The sequence below is a fragment of the [Phormidium] sp. LEGE 05292 genome (assembly GCF_015207735.1).
In the GTDB taxonomy this organism is placed as follows: domain Bacteria; phylum Cyanobacteriota; class Cyanobacteriia; order Cyanobacteriales; family Aerosakkonemataceae; genus Floridanema.
Genome location: NZ_JADEWG010000003.1, coordinates 52,387 through 70,167 on the forward strand (window position 1 = coordinate 52,387; position 17,781 = coordinate 70,167).

13 protein-coding genes are annotated in these 17,781 nt (G+C 40.4%); 5 read left to right on the forward strand and 8 right to left on the reverse strand.

Annotated elements, in window-relative coordinates; translation table 11 throughout:
* The first annotated feature begins 260 nt into the window (after positions 1-260).
* The 4 genes from IQ264_RS32595 to IQ264_RS01930 all read left to right on the forward strand — a co-directional run bounded on the left by IQ264_RS32595 (position 261) and on the right by IQ264_RS01930 (position 3,584).
* Complete coding sequence (locus IQ264_RS32595; RefSeq protein WP_228061213.1) at positions 261-383, forward strand: DUF29 domain-containing protein; 123 nt, start codon at positions 261-263, stop codon at positions 381-383.
* 156 nt (positions 384-539) lie between these two features.
* The gene (locus tag IQ264_RS01920; protein WP_193978047.1) at positions 540-1,895 is read left to right on the forward strand and encodes an AAA family ATPase; all 1,356 of its coding nucleotides are present in this window, start codon (positions 540-542) and stop codon (positions 1,893-1,895) included.
* Positions 1,888-2,688 carry a hypothetical protein gene (locus IQ264_RS01925; RefSeq protein WP_193978049.1) on the forward strand — a complete coding sequence of 267 codons (801 nt, stop codon included), beginning with the start codon at positions 1,888-1,890 and terminating at the stop codon, positions 2,686-2,688. Before IQ264_RS01920 ends, IQ264_RS01925 begins: the two co-directional genes overlap by 8 nt.
* Positions 2,689-2,702: 14 nt before the next feature.
* On the forward strand, positions 2,703-3,584 hold the full coding sequence (locus tag IQ264_RS01930) for a hypothetical protein (RefSeq protein ID WP_193978051.1): 882 nt from the start codon (positions 2,703-2,705) through the stop codon (positions 3,582-3,584).
* 55 nt (positions 3,585-3,639) lie between these two features.
* Here the strand turns inward: IQ264_RS01930 and IQ264_RS01935 are convergent, their stop codons facing one another.
* Positions 3,640-4,851, reverse strand: a complete 1,212-nt coding sequence (locus tag IQ264_RS01935; protein WP_193978053.1) for a quinone-dependent dihydroorotate dehydrogenase — start codon at positions 4,849-4,851, stop codon at positions 3,640-3,642.
* A 360-nt stretch (positions 4,852-5,211) separates the two neighbouring features.
* Between IQ264_RS01935 and IQ264_RS01940 the strand changes: the two genes are divergently transcribed.
* The gene (locus IQ264_RS01940; RefSeq protein ID WP_193978054.1) at positions 5,212-8,157 is read left to right on the forward strand and encodes a GAF domain-containing protein; all 2,946 of its coding nucleotides are present in this window, start codon (positions 5,212-5,214) and stop codon (positions 8,155-8,157) included.
* A 116-nt stretch (positions 8,158-8,273) separates the two neighbouring features.
* Here the strand turns inward: IQ264_RS01940 and secA are convergent, their stop codons facing one another.
* From secA to queG, 7 genes are all read right to left on the reverse strand, one after another.
* Complete coding sequence (gene secA, locus IQ264_RS01945; protein ID WP_193978056.1) at positions 8,274-11,087, reverse strand: preprotein translocase subunit SecA; 2,814 nt, start codon at positions 11,085-11,087, stop codon at positions 8,274-8,276.
* A gap of 507 nt (positions 11,088-11,594) precedes the next feature.
* Positions 11,595-12,173 carry a cytochrome C gene (locus tag IQ264_RS01950; RefSeq protein ID WP_193978058.1) on the reverse strand — a complete coding sequence of 193 codons (579 nt, stop codon included), beginning with the start codon at positions 12,171-12,173 and terminating at the stop codon, positions 11,595-11,597.
* Between the two features lie 70 nt (positions 12,174-12,243).
* Positions 12,244-13,152, reverse strand: coding sequence for an AAA family ATPase (locus tag IQ264_RS01955; protein WP_193978060.1), 909 nt, complete (start codon positions 13,150-13,152; stop codon positions 12,244-12,246).
* A 94-nt stretch (positions 13,153-13,246) separates the two neighbouring features.
* Positions 13,247-14,338, reverse strand: a complete 1,092-nt coding sequence (locus IQ264_RS01960) for a bifunctional riboflavin kinase/FAD synthetase (protein ID WP_193978062.1) — start codon at positions 14,336-14,338, stop codon at positions 13,247-13,249.
* Between the two features lie 68 nt (positions 14,339-14,406).
* On the reverse strand, positions 14,407-15,309 hold the full coding sequence (locus IQ264_RS01965) for an MBL fold metallo-hydrolase (RefSeq protein WP_193978064.1): 903 nt from the start codon (positions 15,307-15,309) through the stop codon (positions 14,407-14,409).
* Between the two features lie 775 nt (positions 15,310-16,084).
* A complete protein-coding gene (locus tag IQ264_RS01970; protein ID WP_193978066.1) occupies positions 16,085-16,735 on the reverse strand; it encodes an HAD-IA family hydrolase in 651 nt (216 codons plus the stop codon).
* Positions 16,736-16,764: 29 nt separating this feature from the next.
* Entirely contained in the window at positions 16,765-17,736 is a 972-nt protein-coding gene (queG, locus tag IQ264_RS01975; RefSeq protein WP_193978068.1) for a tRNA epoxyqueuosine(34) reductase QueG, read from the reverse strand.
* Positions 17,737-17,781: the final 45 nt, after the last annotated feature.

The window sequence follows — 17,781 nt, forward strand, 5'->3', positions numbered from 1 at the left end:
AGGCGAAGTATAACTTGTTAATAAACTCATAATAATTAAGTTTTTATAGATCTCTATACAGAAGTTAATTATTTTAATAATTTTTGCTGGTATATATATAGTATGATAAAGTTTGGTTTCTTTTTGCGTTTTAAAAGATAGGTTTTCTAGTCAGTGAGAACAGCTTCCTATAATTCGACATTTGCTTGATGAAAGTCCTAGTTTAAAACCTATTTCTCGAATTTCTATAAAAAGGCGATCGAGGTGAGGTAAATTTAGCGATGAGAGAAAGTTCTATTAACTACAAAGCTTTTCCTGATCAATGTCCTGACTGTTTGGAACAGGTATTAGGTTTAAACTTTTTTCCTAGTGAGGCATTTGACAAAGAAAATGGTATATTTTAACTCTCAGGCGTTAAATTTAAGTAATAAAGTCTGTTTGATTGGTATTTTGTGAAAAACCTATATACCAAGAAATACGGTTGATTTTCTTAACTGAAAAGACTGATTCTAGTAATTGGATGAGTATACTAACTTATTTAAGTTCTGAGGTAATAGGTAATGCCGCTAACAAATTGGAGTGATATTTTAGACAAAATTCTTCCTGATGAATGCGTAGAGCAAGTCATTTGTAATCAATTTGTAGAACCTCTTCTGGAAGCTCTAGGCTTTAATGCACAAGAGCGCCGTCCGCAGTTCAAGACAGGTAATGGTGCAGACAAAGTAGATTTTGCAGTTCGCTACAACAAGGATAGCGATATTTTTTCTAAGTCTCAGATTAATCCTTATTTACTTGTTGAAGTAAAAGCAAGAGCGACTGGTGCTGGTAATAAAATAAACTTAGCAGAAGGTACACCTCAATATTTAGCCGCTAGACAGCAAATTAAAAAGTACCTACTTGCACCTAAATGTCAAACAGCCCAATGGGGGATTATTACTAATGGAGTTCATATTCAACTATTTCGGAGACATGGTAGGATTGTAATCCCTGCAACTAATAATGAAATAATTAAAAAAGATAATATTACAGATATTGTTACACAAATTAAAAATTTGATTGAGAATCCGCCAAAAGCCTTAACTATTTCTGTATATAATAATAAAGGTGGAGTTGGAAAGACAACTACTACTATCAATTTAGCGGCTATACTAAAGAAGCAACAAAAAAAAGTTCTTCTAGTCGATTTCGACTCTCAGAGAGATTTAACTAAAAGCCTCAAATTAGAAGTTGGAAGTGTTAGTTTATTCGATTGTCTTACAGATAAAAATTTAGATGTACGTAGAAGCATTGTTCCTTTCAGCCCTATTGGAAAAAAAGGTAAGCCAGTACATCTTTTTGATGTAATTCCATCTGATATTAGAATGGAACAATTAACAGATAATAATGTTACTGCAACAATTCAAAAAGGTTCAGCGAGATTACGAGATCTGCTCAAGAATTTTGTTTATGATTATGATTATATAATCATCGATTGTCCTACACAATGGATATTTTTTAGTCAAAGTAGTATTTATGCTTCTGATGTAGTTCTTATTCCTACTAAACATAATGGTTCAACATCGTTATATAATGCAGCCAGAGTAATTAAAGACTTTATTCCTGAAGTTAAGAAAGCTAGAAATGATGGAGGGCCAATGGCACTGTCCATATTCTTTAATGGGGAGAAGATAACCGATCCTCAACTCAAAGTAACTAATGCAGAAATTGAAAAAATTATTAAAGAATATGGCATAAACCTTTTGCCCTACTACTGGCCTAAAGCTACACCGGGAAATGTGGATAAAACTATTTTTAGTATTCCCAGTTATGCAACTGTTGCTAATGCAGCTTTCTCTCATGTTCCAGCAGTTCTCCTAAACTCTACTGTTGAGCAGCATTATCTTGGTTTTGCTAAGGAGTATTTTTTGTATGGGTAAGTTTGATGATATAGGTAAGTTAATGTACTTGCCTCTAGAGGAAATTAAAACTGATGGACAATCCTATGAGTCAGATTTTATTATTTCCGCAGCAGCAGAAGCGGTTTTACAAGCGGGCGGACGTAATTGGATTCCTATAATTGTTAAAGAAATAAGTGACAACAACTACTTGGTAGTTAGTAATTATTTTATTTACGCAGTTGCTCAAAAAGCGGAGTTAGAGAGAGTTTGGTGTATTGTAATTGAATCAGATGAAAAAAGCATCGAACAGGCTAAAATTCTGGCAAGGGAAACTATTCCTAAAGTCAACTTATCTGTAGCTACAAGAGAAACTATATTAGCTGCATTGAGATATTTAATTTCCGAACCTGGTAGTGCTTTGAAAGGAGTAGATCCTGTTATTGCAGCAAATAAAATATCAGAAGCTAAAAGGGAAACGTGGTCAAACTTTAACCCTATTACGACCTTAAGGTGTGGAATTACTAAGGGCAAAAAGTTAGATGCACTTTCTAAAGTCTTCTTTCTTTCACAGCCAAAACCGTCTGAACCACCTCCACCAGCACCAGAAATTATCAGTATAAAACGTGCATCGAGAGATGAGATTTTTAGCCATTTGAGCTATTTATCTAAATATAAAATTGGTGGGTTTGAAGCGATCGATCCTGACCAAGCAGCAGATGTAATCTTTACGGCAAGTAAAAGTAAGTGGAAAAGCTTAAATCCTATTTCTAAACTGGAATGCGGAATTGATACTGCTAAAATCAAGACACTAAAAACTGTGTTTAGCCTCTAAAAGATAAGGTATCAATGATTGCTAAAAAATATTGGTTATTAGTTAGTTTTTCGATCGCACTAATCACCACCCCATTCCTGATAACAGAAAGAGTACAGCATGAACTCGCCACTGCCCAAACTTCCCCCACCACAGCTAATTTACCCAAACAACCATTTTTGCCCATACCAGGCTGGTTAGGGTTAGCCACAGTTGCAGGCGGGGGAAGGCAACAATACCCCTGGTCGCCTTCGCACCCAAACGGGCAAGCAGTCATTGTTTCTGATACCGAAGCTTGGGCGAAAGTAAAGGCAGGAACTCCTCTGGTAGCCGTTGCACCAAATTTTAAACAAAAAGTAACATTCCTGCGTTCTTCCGAGGAACGCTACGGCTGCGATGGCATTCCCACCTCAATGGCAGCTTTTTCTGCACCCAGACGACCTCCCGAAGGCCCTATCTGGCTGTTACCAGAACGAGAAGCTCAAACAGCTACCGCTATCCCGGTGCAAAAGTTGCCTTTAGCCCAAGTTCCTGCGAATTTGTTACCTAGACCTTTGCCTAAAAACAGCGAAGTTCGTGCTTGGAAAGCAGGTTCAATTATTATTTTGCAGCGTAAACAAAGTGCTCATAAAGTGAAGATGACTGTCGCTAACAATTCGCAAGTTATCTTCAGTCAAATCCAAGAAAAATACTTCTTTAATAATGGCGAACCTCGACCACCTCTCAACCTTGCTACTGCTAAAGGTGAACCAGGAATCTCCGAACCAATAGGTGTATTTCAGTTAAAAGCAAATGTTACTCCAACAATTGTTTTTTGGGTTCCAGGTTACGAAGGAAACGGTTTTACAATTCTCGCATCCAATGGTAAAAAAATGAGGGAATATGAAGGTGCAAGTTTGTACTATTGTGCTTATTAAAAACCTTCTTTTTCTCTCTTCCTCTTCCCTTCGCGCTCTTTGCGTCCTTTGCGGTTCAATTCTCCTCCAATCCCACCGCCTGAGAAATATTCGACAAACCCCTTTCTTCCAACTTCACCAACAACCCTTGTAAAATGCGTTTTACCATAAAAGGCCCTTGATAAATCCAACCAGTATAAGTTTGTAACAAACAAGCACCAGCAGTAATTTTTTCCCAAGCATCATCAGCAGTAAAAATTCCGCCGACACCCATAATTGGCAATTTTCCCTTTGTTTCCTTTCTAATAAAACGGATCACTTCAGTCGATCGCCCTTTCAAAGGCGCACCACTAATTCCGCCAGCTTCATCTTTAACTAAATTTCCCGTTTCCCGCAAAATTTGAGTTTTTAAACCCTCACGTTTAATAGTAGTATTAGTAGCAATAATTCCCGCTAAATTATGAGATAAAGTAACATCTAAAACATCCAAAATTGCATCCCATTCCAAATCGGGTGCAATTTTGACTAGAATTGGCTTATTAGCATTCTGGTTTTCTTGTTGTAAAGCAGACAAGATAGCACTTAGCATTGGCGCATCTTGGAGAGTTCTTAAACCTGGAGTATTAGGTGAGGAGACATTAACTACAAAGTAATCGCCCAAATCCTTTAACAGGCGAAAACTACCCAGGTAATCTGCGGCTGCTTCCTCCAATGGTGTTACCTTGGACTTACCGAGATTAACTCCTATGGGGATAGGTCTAGGTCGCCTTTGTAAAGCTGCGGTGAGTGCGGTTGCCATTGCTGCTGCACCATCGTTATTAAACCCCATACGGTTGAGTGCGGCTTGGTCTGCCAACAGCCGGAACAAGCGCGGAGTCGGGTTTCCCGGTTGCGGGTGTAGGGTGACAGTACCCAGTTCAGCATAGCCAAAACCAAAGCTTGACCATACACCGGATGCCGTTCCGTTCTTGTCAAATCCAGCTGCTAATCCCATAGGGTTCTTAAACACCACAGATTGGGGAATAATAACTGAAGACCCAAAAGTTGGAGAGGAATTTTCCGATCCTGCCCCTGTGTGATTTTGGTAATCCCAAAGTGTTTGTTCTAGGCGTGCATCTGCGATCGAAAAGTTTTGTTGTAGTTGGTTGAGTATCCAGCTATTCAGGGGGCGATCGATATGACAATCCAACCAAGTCGAAATTTGCATAAATTGCTTATGCAAAAATTCTGGATCGGTTTTTAATCCAGAAAATACAATGGGGCGTAAAACGTCTTGATATATGTCCAAAGCTATTAAGTAGTAGATACTAAGTGGTAGATGGTAAGTTGATTTTACCTGTTACCTTAGAAACTGGGTAGTACTCGGTTGTTGTACCAAGTGGGAAAACATTGGTTAATTAGGGAAAGGAAAAAGGTTTAAAGAGAAAGGTGAAAATTTTTCTTTTTTATTCCGCTCCTTTAACTTTTTATCTGATAGCACATTTTAGTTAATAAACTAGTGCTATATAGAGTCTCCTACGATACGGCTTTTCTTGAATGCCCGACAGGGCTATACGCCACACTACGCGAGCGCTATCCACTACTTTAACTAATTACCTAATTACCAACCCATTATCAACTACCCATTACCCAACGGGAGTGACAGTAAATGACCCAACAACAAAACCGATATTCTGAAGATAAAAAAATTGTTAATTTGGGTCGTGTTCTTCAAATCCTTCGGGAAGAAGAAAACGTTGATGTATTAATTGAAACCACCCTAAATTACCTCAAGTCAGAATTGCAATACGATTTAATTTGGTTAGGTTTGTACGATCACATAGAACATCGCATTTTGGGTAAAGGTGGAATTACCCCAAATGCAGACATTAGCTTTTTGAAGCAAAAGTTTTTCCTCCAACCAGGAGATCTATTAGAACAGGTAGTAATTCAACAAAGACCGATCGGTGTTCCCGATCTAGGAGACGCAAATCGGGCGGGAGAATGGCGCAAAGCAGCACTTAATTTTAAGATTCGGGGAACGTTAATTTTTCCGATTCGCCATCGCGATCGCTGTTTTGGTGTAGTATTGTTGGGATTATTAGGCTGGGGAATTTCGCCGCAAGCAGAAGAAAAGGCGCAATTATCTGTACTTTTAGGCACGCTAGCAGCTTCATTAAATCAGATTGAAATTAACTGGAATCACCATCGGATGAAGCGTCCTGATGAACCTTTGCTGGCAATAATGCAAAAATTGCCTTCTTTGCCGACAATGTTGCAGCGACTAGAAGCGATCGTTGCCGAAACCCATCAATTTGTCAACCCAACTCGCACAAATATTTACTGGTTTGAACCAGATAAACGGTATTTTTGGCGTTACATGAGTAATCGTTTAGCAGGGATTGCTGGCGATAGTCAACAACCAGCTTCCGGGATAACTGTGCAAGAATCAGGCAGTTTTTATAGTGCAATGTTGGGCGATCAAATAGTTGCCATTGGAGAAAGTTTGAGTTCTCTAAAGGCTGATGTTACTAGTAGATTATTGCAGAGAATGGGAGCTAGATCCTTATTAGCTGCACCAATTCTTTTACAAGATGAACTATTAGGATTTCTATCAGTAGAAGGTAACGATCCGCGAATTTGGAAAGAGGAAGAAAAGAATTACTTGCGCGGTGCAGCGAGAATAATTGCCTTAGTTTCCCCGATCGAACAAATGGAAACTACGATCAAGCAAACCAAACAAGACCAATTATTATTAGCAGAAATAGCCAAAGGTATTTATAGCGATGAAGATTGGTATAATTCCTTGAAAGAAGCGAGCGATCGGCTAAAAGAACGCTTTCAATTAGAGCGATTTTTGGTATTACTTTTTGATAACGACCACAAACAATTTGAAATCTCCTATCAAAATCATCCGGTTAATCGCCGACCTTTAGGTTCTGCTAGCAAACCAGCAAAACGTAACGGCAAAGAAAGCAGAGTTAGCAATCCCACATCTTCCCCAGACAACCCTTATATATTGCCTCATTTAAGCGATGTAGATTGGAAATTACTAGAACGTAGCTCAGAATCAGTAGTAATAGAAGACCTAACAACAGACTTAAAGTTACTTTCTTGGAGAGAAGGATTTTTAGAAGCAGGAGTACGAAGTGTTTTAATTTGCAACACCAACATCGGCAAATCACTCAAAGGTTTACTGATGATTACCTGTGAAAGTCCCCGTACCTTTTCTGCGGCAGAAAAAGAAGTTTTTCGGATAGTTAGCCAACAAATCGGCTTAATCTTACAACAATGGCAAATCCAAAAACAATCTGCAAGGGAACAAAAAACCTACCAAACATTGCAGTGGGGTTTGACCATGATGCAGCAAAACTACCAAAACCTGCAACAGTTGGAAGAAAGTGCCCTAAGAGCTTGTGCTAGTCTGCTAGAAGCGCCTGTAGCCGTCTTAGTTTCTTGGCAACCAGGAGATGAAATTGCCAAAGTTACGGCAACAACACCTCCTAGTGCAGAGTTTGCCATTAATACGGAAAAAACTGTTGCAATTTACGCCGATGAATTAATTCAAGAAGCTTTAAACACCGATGGTTTACTTTATAAAAACATACAACAGTTAACGCCTAATACTAGACAATGGCTGACAGGTTCAGGAGTTGAAGAAATTGTCGTTATGGCTTTGCGAACTACACCGGAACATTTCCCCACAGGTGTAGTAGTACTTTGTAATAGTTTAGGTGTTCATTGGCTCGAAAGTGCGTTACCAGCGTTCGGTTTACTAGTAACACAATTTGCTTGGTTCCGCCGAGAATCTTTTACCGTCAGCAGTTTGCAACAACAACGTCAAGAACTGCAATGCTTAAATTGGTACAAACATCGCGCGATCGAAGATTTTTGCCGTACTGTAGCATCTACTTTAAAGATATTTGTTTCTCTTGCCCCTAAAGAAGCTGCCCAAGAAGTCCGCTATCAACAGCTTTGTTCTCAGTTAGGCGGTTCTGTGGCGGCGCTTTCCCGAATGCTAGCGAGGGAATTGTGGAATACGGAATCGGTTTTACAATCCCAATCAGAAGATCCGATTCGAGTCACCAGTTTATTGCGTCGGAGTTTGGAACGGGTAGATGATTTGATTAAAAGTCGTCGTTTGTGGGCAAAAGTTCATGATGCGGGTGATTGGCGTTCTGAGGGACAAGGAAAAACTGCTGTCACTTCTGCGGCTTTGTTACTAAAACATGGTTCTACCTTAGTACAGTTAGTAGTTTACGAACTATTGTTAGCTGCTTGTCAACGTGGCGAAGAAGGCGGCAGAATCGATATTTGGTATCGTCAACTAAGCGCCCAAGATACAGGAATACCTTATCCCCAATGTTTCCATTCTGATTATTTTTTGGAGTTGTCGATTACTGATACAGGCAACATCGATCCGCAATTAATTGCTGATTTACAAAAGCAACCAAAAGACGATTTAGCACCTCATACTTTGCAGCAACCCCCCGGACTACATATAAGAATTTGTCAGTTACTTATAAGTGCGATCGGAGGTTTTCTCAACCTGTATATTCTTGATGATGGCAGAATTTTGACTCAGGTGTTAGTGCCGATCGATATCTCAACTTAGAAGAAAGGCAGAAGGCAGAAGATAAGAAAGTTTCAAGGGAAATTGGAGTAACCTTTGTTCTTCTTCCTTCCTTCTGCCCTCTGCCTTCTGCCTTCTGCCTTCTCTTCCGCCTTCCCCTAAACCATTTCCGACGCAGTTTCCACCTGCGGTTGTCCTTGAGGTTGGAATTGGAACAAGGAGTAAACCACATCACGACGAATGGCGGTCATCATTTCCAAGAACATTTCGTAACCTTCACTCTTATACTCAATTAACGGGTCTTTTTGACCGTAACCGCGCAGTCCCACACTTTCCCGCAATGCGTCCATTGCTTGTAAGTGTTCCCGCCACAGAGTATCAATGCGTTGCAAAATGAAGAAACGTTCCGCTTCCCGCATTAGTCCCGGTTTAAATTGATCGATTTGCGCTTCTTTGATATCGTAGGCAATTCGCACCTGTTCTGCTAAGAAAGATTTGATTTCGCCAACCGACAAATCTTCTAACTGTTCTGGTTGTAAATCAGAAAGCAGGTAGACAAATTCCTTAACTTTGCCAACCACACTCTTGAGATCCCATTCTTCCGAAGGTAACTCTGGGTTAACGTAAGCATCTACGATGTCTTCCATCGTTTTTTCGGCGTATTTAACTACCTGTTCCTTCAAATCTTGCCCTTCTAATACCCTCCGTCGTTCCGCATAAATTGCCCGACGTTGGTTATTCATTACTTCGTCGTACTCGAATACTTGTTTCCGAATGTCGTAGTAGTAAGTTTCGACTTTTCTTTGGGCACCTTCTAAGGAACGGGTTAACATTCCCGACTCAATGGGCATATCTTCTTCTACCCGCAAGGCGGTCATTAATCCAGAGACGCGATCGCCTCCGAAAATCCGCAATAAGTTATCCTCTAAACTAAGGAAGAACTTAGTAGAACCAGGATCGCCTTGTCTTCCCGCCCGTCCCCGCAACTGGTTGTCAATCCTTCGAGATTCGTGACGTTCTGTACCAATTACGTGCAAACCGCCTAATTGTACTACTTCTTCGTGTTCCCGTTTGGTAAACAGTTCGTATTCTTCTCGAATGCGATTATAAACATACCGCAACTTTTGAATTACTCGATCGTCCGTAGGCGCTTTTTCCGAAGCTACCGCCACTTTATCTTCTGCTTCCAATTCTGGCAGACTGCGTTCCCCATATTCCTGGGCGGCAAAATCTACTGCTTCTTTCAGTAATTTTTCGGTTTCTTTGCTCAGTTCAGTGGGGAAAATTTGCGGCGAAGCTTTCCAAGTTTTTACCTTTTTCCCCGGAACAAAACCTACTCCACCACTGCGGTTATGTTCTGCACCTGGTACTTGTAAAGGTGAAAAATCATCGTCTTCTTCCGGGCTAACAATTCTGGGTAATAAATATTCCCGCAATTTCAGTCTCGCCATATAATCGGCGTTACCACCCAAAATAATATCTGTGCCTCTTCCTGCCATGTTAGTGGCGATCGTCACTGCACCTCTACGTCCTGCTTGGGCGATAATTTCCGATTCCCGTTCTACGTTTTCTGGTTTCGCATTTAGCAAATTATGGGGAACTTCTTTCTGGCGGAGTAACCTACTGAGTACTTCAGATTTTTCTACACTGGTCGTACCCACTAGTACCGGACGACCAAGTTCGTGCATTTCCGCGCATTCTTCAGCAATAGCTACCCATTTCCCATTTTCTTTCTTATAAACTACATCAGAGAGATCGGCCCGACCTGTGGGACGGTTAGTAGGGATAATGCTAACTTCCAGTTTGTAAATCTTTTCAAATTCTGCTTCTTCGGTCTTCGCAGTCCCAGTCATTCCCGCCAATTTAGGATAAAGCAGGAACAGGTTTTGATAAGTGATAGTAGCTAAAGTTTGGGTTTCTGGTTGAATTTCTACCCGTTCTTTTGCTTCGATCGCTTGGTGTAAACCATCACTCCAGCGCCGTCCGGGAAGTACCCTTCCGGTAAATTCATCAACAATCACTACTTCGTCATTGCGAACTATATAGTTTACGTCTTTAATAAACAGTTCTTTGCCTTTAATTGCATTAAAAACGTAGTGTGCCCAAGGATCATTGGGGTCGTAAAGGTCTTTAACTCCTAATAATTTTTCTGCTTCCGCAAAACCTTCATCGGATAGGATAACGTTACGAGCTTTTTCATCTACTTCATAATGCTCGTCCTTATTCAATCCAGCTGCTACTTCGGAAGCACGGATATATTTTTGACTAGGACGTTCTACTTGACCGGAAATAATTAACGGAGTCCGGGCTTCGTCAATTAAAATCGAGTCAACTTCGTCAATAATGCAGTAATTAAAGGGACGTTGCACGACTTCTGACATGGCAACTGCCATATTATCGCGCAGGTAGTCAAAACCAAGTTCGCTGTTAGTACCGTAAGTAATGTCGCAGGCGTAGTTTTTTTGCCGTTCGGGAGGAGACATTCCTTGTTGGATTAATCCAACTGTTAAGCCTAAGAAACGATGAATTTGTCCCATCCATTCTGCGTCCCGACGCGCAAGGTAATCGTTAACAGTTACGACGTGAACGCCTTTGCCGGAAATCGCATTCAGGTAAGAAGGTAGTGTGGCAACTAAGGTTTTTCCTTCACCTGTTTTCATTTCGGCAATTTGTCCGGTGTGCAGGATAATTCCGCCAAGTAATTGAACATCAAAATGTCGCATTCCCAAGACGCGCCGACCTGCTTCTCGGACGACGGCAAAAGCTTCTGGGAGAATTTCATCAAGTAATTCTTTCTCATGTGCCAGGTTTTTGGCAGCTTTGAGTTTTTGTTTAAATTCTGCTGTTTTGCCTCTTAACTCTTGATCTGAAAGTGCTTTGATTTCTTCTTCCAGTAAGTTTATTTCGGTAATGTAAGGTTGGTATTTTTTTAGCTTACGAGCGTTTGGATCGCCTAGAAGGGTTTTTAACATGGCAGTAAATTAAATGTTGTTAGTTGTTTAGTGCAAATGATTCGGATCTAAAAATTTGTTAGCTTTTACTAATTATTTTTATATGGTAAGTGTTCATCTCTGAAGTGGCTTAAATATTCATTAAATTTTAGGGGTAATGAGAAAAATATTTGGGCATTAATGAACCAAGAGTAAACGCAAGAATCCATTCTTTTTGCCTTTGACCTTTTAAATGTTGGCTGGACAGACTTTGGGACAGTGCCAGTATAGCGTTCAATGGCTAGCAAAAGCTGAGTGGCGATCGCGTTGGCTTAGCCTGTGCGTCAGCACATATCGCTTTCTCCTCAGCCGCTTCTGACTGGCAAAAATTTAATCTATCTTAATAATATTATCATTTTATGGCAGAAGGTAAGGCATAGGTACTGGGGACTGGGGAATGGGGACTGGGAAAAGTTTTAAGTTTTGTCAGCGTAGCGGTGCTTAGCACGTTTTGAGTTTTGAGTTAATTCACTTCCCCTTGTCCCCTTGTCACCTTGTCCCCTTGTCCCCTTCTTGCCACTCAGCGGAGAGGCTGCGAAAATTATACTTATCAGCTCCAGGATGACAGGTGATACAACTAGCCATTGGGATAGATTGGGGTAGTTTGACTTGGGGATGTAATGCTTTAAAATAGCGAGATTGGGCGATGCGGTAGGGGGTACGTTCTTCATATTGCGATCGCACACGGGAAAAAGTCCGCAAATATTCCCAAACAATCAAGCGTTGTGGATCGACTAACGGTTTGATTTGTGTCCCATAATGTTGAGCATCTTGAATCAAATCTGCCCAAGTTTCTGTAGGTAAAACTGCTGGGGGTACTCCTATATGACAAGTTGCACAATTTTCTAAATACAGTTCTTGTCCAAGTCGGTAACGTTGGGGAATCACATCTACAGTTCCCACTGATGGAGTACTAGTTGCTGTTTGACTTTGTACAGGTTGAGGTTGAGTGAATAAAGTTAAACCCCAAGCAAGAATACTACTCCATAAGAGGAGCAATAAGAATAAAGCGATCGATCGTGGTCTTTGTTTTCGTTTCTGAGTTTTTGACCGGGCAAGGTTTGTCATGTTATACAATCTTGCTGAAGCATTAAGTACATAGTTAATTGCTCAATAACAATAAACTATGAACCCAATACTAAGGAATAGCAACTTCCTTTAACAATCGCTCTACTATAGTATTAGCTCTTCGTCCTCCTGAAGGAATCAGGCGATGGGAAAGCACGTAAGGCGCTAAAAACTTCACATCATCGGGAATAGCATAATCTCTACCCAAGAGAAAGGCTAAAACTTGAGTAGCTTTTTGTAAAGCAACTGCACCACGCGGACTGACACCAAGGGTAATTTCTTCATGTTCTCTAGTGGCACGAACCAAGGTAATAATATACTGTTGCAGAGAAGTTTCTAATTTAATGTTGCTACACAAACGGCGTAACTCTAAAACTTCTTCTAAAGAAATGCAAGGTTGTAACTCTTCAACGGTAATCCCTCCTTTAATCCTTTGTAGCATTTGCAGTTCTTCTGCTTCGGAAGGATAACCCAGAGAAAGGGATATGGTAAACCGATCCATTTGCGCTTCTGGCAAAGGAAATGTACCTTGATATTCGATCGGGTTTTGTGTAGCAATCACAAAAAAGGGATGCGGTACTTGTCGAGATACCCCATCTACCGTTACCTGTCGTTCTTCCATAACTTCTAACAACGCCGACTGAGTGCGGGGTGTGGCGCGGTTAATCTCGTCTGCTAAGACAACGTTAGCAAATATCGGCCCTGGTAAAAATTCAAATTCGGCTTTACTTTGATTCCAAATATTAGTGCCTGTAATATCGCTAGGCAATAGATCTGGAGTACACTGAATTCTTTGGAACTTGCCATCGATCGATCGAGCTAGAGATTTGGCGAGTAAAGTTTTTCCTACTCCTGGTACGTCTTCTAGCAAGGCGTGACCACCAGCTAACAATGCTACCAATACTAAACGAATGGCTTCAGTTTTGCCAACCAGGGTCAGACCCAAGTTTTCAGTTAGCCGCTCAATACCTGTTCTCATATTTAAGGTAAAAGGTAAATGGTAAAGAGTACAGAAATCTCTATTTTAGTTTTCCCATTTCCCAGTTCCTAATCTTCATAATTATCACCTTTAATTAACCCAATACCGATCTTGCTTGCCAACAATCAGCTGTAATCTGTTGTTTGAGTTCTTCTAGGGAGGAAAATTTTTGTTCTGGGCGCAGGAATTTTTCTAAACTAACTGTTAAAGTTTTACCGTATAGGTCTCCTGTCCAGTCTAACAAATGAACTTCCACTGTTTGATTAATCCCGTCTACAGTAGGACGACGACCAATATTCATCACTCCTTTTAAAGGAGTAAGAATAGATGAATTCTCCTCTGTTGTTGTGTTTGGTGCTAAAACAGTTTCCGTTTCTTGAGATCGATCGATCGAAACTCGTACCGCATACACACCGAAACGTGGTAAAAACTTATTGACGGGTAATTGTAAGTTAGCGGTAGGAAACCCTATGGTTCTACCTAACTGCTGACCTTGGATCGCGTAACCGATTAAAGTATAAGGTCTTCCCAATAATTGATTAGCCCTTTCAATTTCCCCATCAAGGAGAAATTGACGGATAGCAGAACTGCTAATTCTTTCCCCTTCATTGTTTTGAATCGGCACGATCGCTACCTCCACGCCATATTTGGCAGCAATTGCTTGTAAGTCTGCTGAAGTTCCTGAACGTCCATGTCCAAAACAAAAATCTTGCCCTACACTAATCCATTTAGCTTTCAGCTGTCGCACTAATATCTGTTCGACAAACTCTTTAGGGCTTAAATCTGCCATTTCTCGATCGAAAGGTAGTAAAACTAATTGTTCTACTCCCAAAGCAGTCAATAATTCTACTTTTTCATCTAACGGCGTTAGTAAAGCACGAGGTTGCCCAGTAAAAAACTCTCGCGGATGAGGATTAAAAGTGACAACGGTGGGTAAAGGGCGATCGCTGGCACTAATACGATAATCACTTTCCCAGCAATCATTATCTAGATTTATTAATAATCCGTTGTCTAATCGACGACCCCCTTGAGTTGATACTGCTGGACTACGTGCAGTTTCCGAACTATGTAACTGAGGCAATACAGGTTTAACTACCTGTTGATGCCCTTGGTGAACGCCGTCGAAATTTCCCAGGGCAACAGCAGTAGGAGTTAAAGCTGTAGTTAGCGATGAGGTAACCCACACGCTTTACATTTTTACACAAATTGAACAAGTTTTATCTTTCCGAGCAAATCATACTTGGTATTCGTAATTTATACTGACATTTTTATATCTTTTAAGTCTTCTGGTTGGGGTGCTGGTGTCGGAAGTTGGATGGACATTCCTTCCCTCGCCATGAGTGTGTTCGGAAATACTTGCGCTGCTTGTTCTCCAACCAAATCTAGGAAGTTATCATCATGTAAAGGGTCGTGATGAAAAATAACTAATTTTTCCACATTAGCTGCTTGAGCAATTTTAATAGCTTCTTGCCAAGTCGAGTGGCCCCAGCCAACTTTGCTAGACCTGGGAGAATTGTATTCTTCATCGCTATAGGTAGCATCGTAAATTAATACGTTGGCATTACGTGCCAAATACAGCACGTTTTCATCCAAGCGATCGGGATAATGCTCTGTATCAGTCACATAAGCTGCGGAACAACCGCGCCAGTTAACTCTGTAACCTACTGCTTCTCCTGGATGATTTAACAGCGCCGTCTCCAATGTAATATTATGCTCTTCTAGCTCGATGATATCTCCCGGCTTAAAGTCAAAAAATTTCAACTGAGCTCCCATAATTTGTAATGGCACGGGGAAGTTAGGATGAAGCATCTGATCGTGCAGACGTTGCTCTATAGTGGCACCATTGGGAGCAATTGCTCCATATATATTGAAGCGATTTCCTTTGATAAACGCAGGTGTGAAAAAGGGAAATCCTTGAATATGATCCCAATGGGAGTGGGTGAAAAATAGGTAAGCCTCTAAAGGCATTTGAGACAGGAGAGTTTGTCCCAAAACACGCAACCCAGTACCACCATCAAAAATCAGGTGTTTGCCACCTACTTGCATTTGGATACAAGGCGTATTGCCACCGTAACGTACAGTATGTGGGCCTGGACAGGGTATGCTACCTCTAACGCCCCAGAAGTTAATTAAAAATTGGTTTTGCATCACAGACATGGGTGTTGCTCGCTTTTCTTCCTCAAGCAGTCCCTGATTATGGTTTTACATCTTTTCGGATGGCTTTGTACAATCATACCCCAGTAATCTCAAAAGGTAATTTGCACTACTCCATCAATTTCACTTTATGTTAACCTTCACCAGGAAAACCAGCTTAAATGCTGGGGTTTGTTTTCACAGGATGCAGCAAAATAAAATGGGTCAGCTTAGCAGCAAAGGCAGCATTATTGAAGCAATTGATTTCCAGACATTTTGGGTTTGGTTACTCAACTGCGAGTGAGATTACGACTTTTTAGCTTAATTTGAAATTAAGTCTTTCATCTGTGCTGCCAATTTGGTTAGTACAGAGGCATTCAAGTATAACCTCATAATTAACAATGTAGCTGCCTATTGTGGTTAAAGTGATTTTTTATACTCACTTCCACCGATCTCTGAGCCTATCCCCAGTTTACCTAAAGATGATTACCTGTGAGTGTGATATGTAGCACTGGTTGCCATACTTTAGAAACTTCCTTCCTAAGATTTTACCGCAGAAATTTTTGGGCAGGTTGCCTAAAAAATTAGACCCAAAGGATCGATTTCATATACTATCAGGATGATAATAAATGGATCAGTGATCTGAAACACTGAAATATTGTTATCTTTCCAAAGGTGATTTGTGCAGATTTTCTTAATGGATCTGTAATCTGCGGATACCCCTTTCCTATCGGGATTTCTAAATGATTTGTTCTGATAGTATTTTTAGCTTATCCTCTATCTTTGATGAAATTGCTGATTAAGAGCGGGGATTTTGCAAAAGTTTAATCACTTCTACTAATTGTTGAGGATGTTCTATTAAAAAATCAGGTTTTTGCTGCTTCAGTATGTTTCGGGAATTAAATCCCCAACTAACTGCGATTACCTTGATATTACTTTTTTTTGCTGCTTCTATATCCCTCGTTTCATCTCCTACATAAACAATTTCTGCTGGTCGAAGATTAGCTTGGCGCAAAAAATTGTTAATGACTCGACTTTTACCAAATATTCTAGTTCCACTATAAATAAAATCAAATAAATCTAATAACTCATTATTTTGCAAAAAAACTTGAACATTTTCTTTGTCGTTGGAAGTAATGATTCCAAGTTGATTACCTTGGTTTTTTAATTCAACTAAGGCGGTTTTTATTCCCTCAACAGGGGATAATGTATGAATTTTATTGTTTAATTCAGCTATAATTTTTCGGATTATAAAAGGTAGTTTATAAATTGCCACACCAGATTGTTGAATAATTTCTCTAGTTGTCAAATCCTTGATTGTAGAGATCTCTTCAGGAGTAGCGGGTAAATAACCGAATTCCGGGGCTAAATTGTTGCTAATTGTCACTAAGGCATCAAAAGTATCAGCAACTGTGCCATCAAAATCAAAAATAATTACTTTTATAGTCATAGCTAGATAAATCTATATGGAAAGCTCTGCTAAGGATGCAAATATTCTAAGTTAGTCTGAGCATTCCGTCGCCACATTTCTGGTTTAATTCTTCTTAGTGCGGAGGCGGGAAATTGTTTTTCCCACTCTTGGTCAGAAATTTCGGCTAATTCTGCCAAGGTATGGTCAACATTTCCAGGGTAAGGTTGAAATTCTAAAACGTTTGTTTCTTGGGCGAATCTTTGGTTCCAAGGGCAAACATCTTGACAAATGTCACAACCAGCTACCCAATTGTTTAGATGGGGTGCGATCGCAGCAGGTAACTTTTCACTCCGATTTTCGATCGTATGGTAAGCAATACAACGATTAGCATCTACGACAAAAGTTTGCGAATCGCGATCGGCATCCGCCAAAGGACGAATCGCATTTGTCGGACAAGCTGTAATGCAGCGAGTACAAGTACCACAGTGATGAGTATGAGGAGTATCTGGAGCCAATTTTAAGTTAGTCAACACTTCGCCTAAAAATACCCAAGATCCATATTTCCTGGTAATTACATTCGTATTTTTAGCAATCCAGCCAATTCCTGCCCGTTGTGCCCAAACCTTATCCTGAATTGGGCCAGTATCAGCATAATAACGCGCTAAGATTCCTTCTCCTTGTTGCTCTAACCAACTACTCAGCACTTTTAATTTTTTGTGCATGATTTTGTGATAATCCCGTCCCCAGCCATAACGGGAGATTTTGGCGTACTCTTTACCTTCTGGATGTCGATCGGGCGTGTAATAGTTTAGCGCCACACAAATCACTGACTGAACTTCTGGCATCAATAAGCGAATATTTTCCCGCTTTGGATTTGCCATCCACTGCATATCCGCTTGATAACCTAAAGCCAGCCATTGCTGCAATCTTTGAGTTTCGGCTTCATCTTCTGCGTCAACAGATGCTACCCCAACTTGATGAAACCCTAACTCAGTGGCTTTTTGCTTTACCTGAGCGCTATTAATTATTGCATTTACCACAAGTTCTCTGATTTTACGTGGCTAATAAGGTTAACAACTACCAGC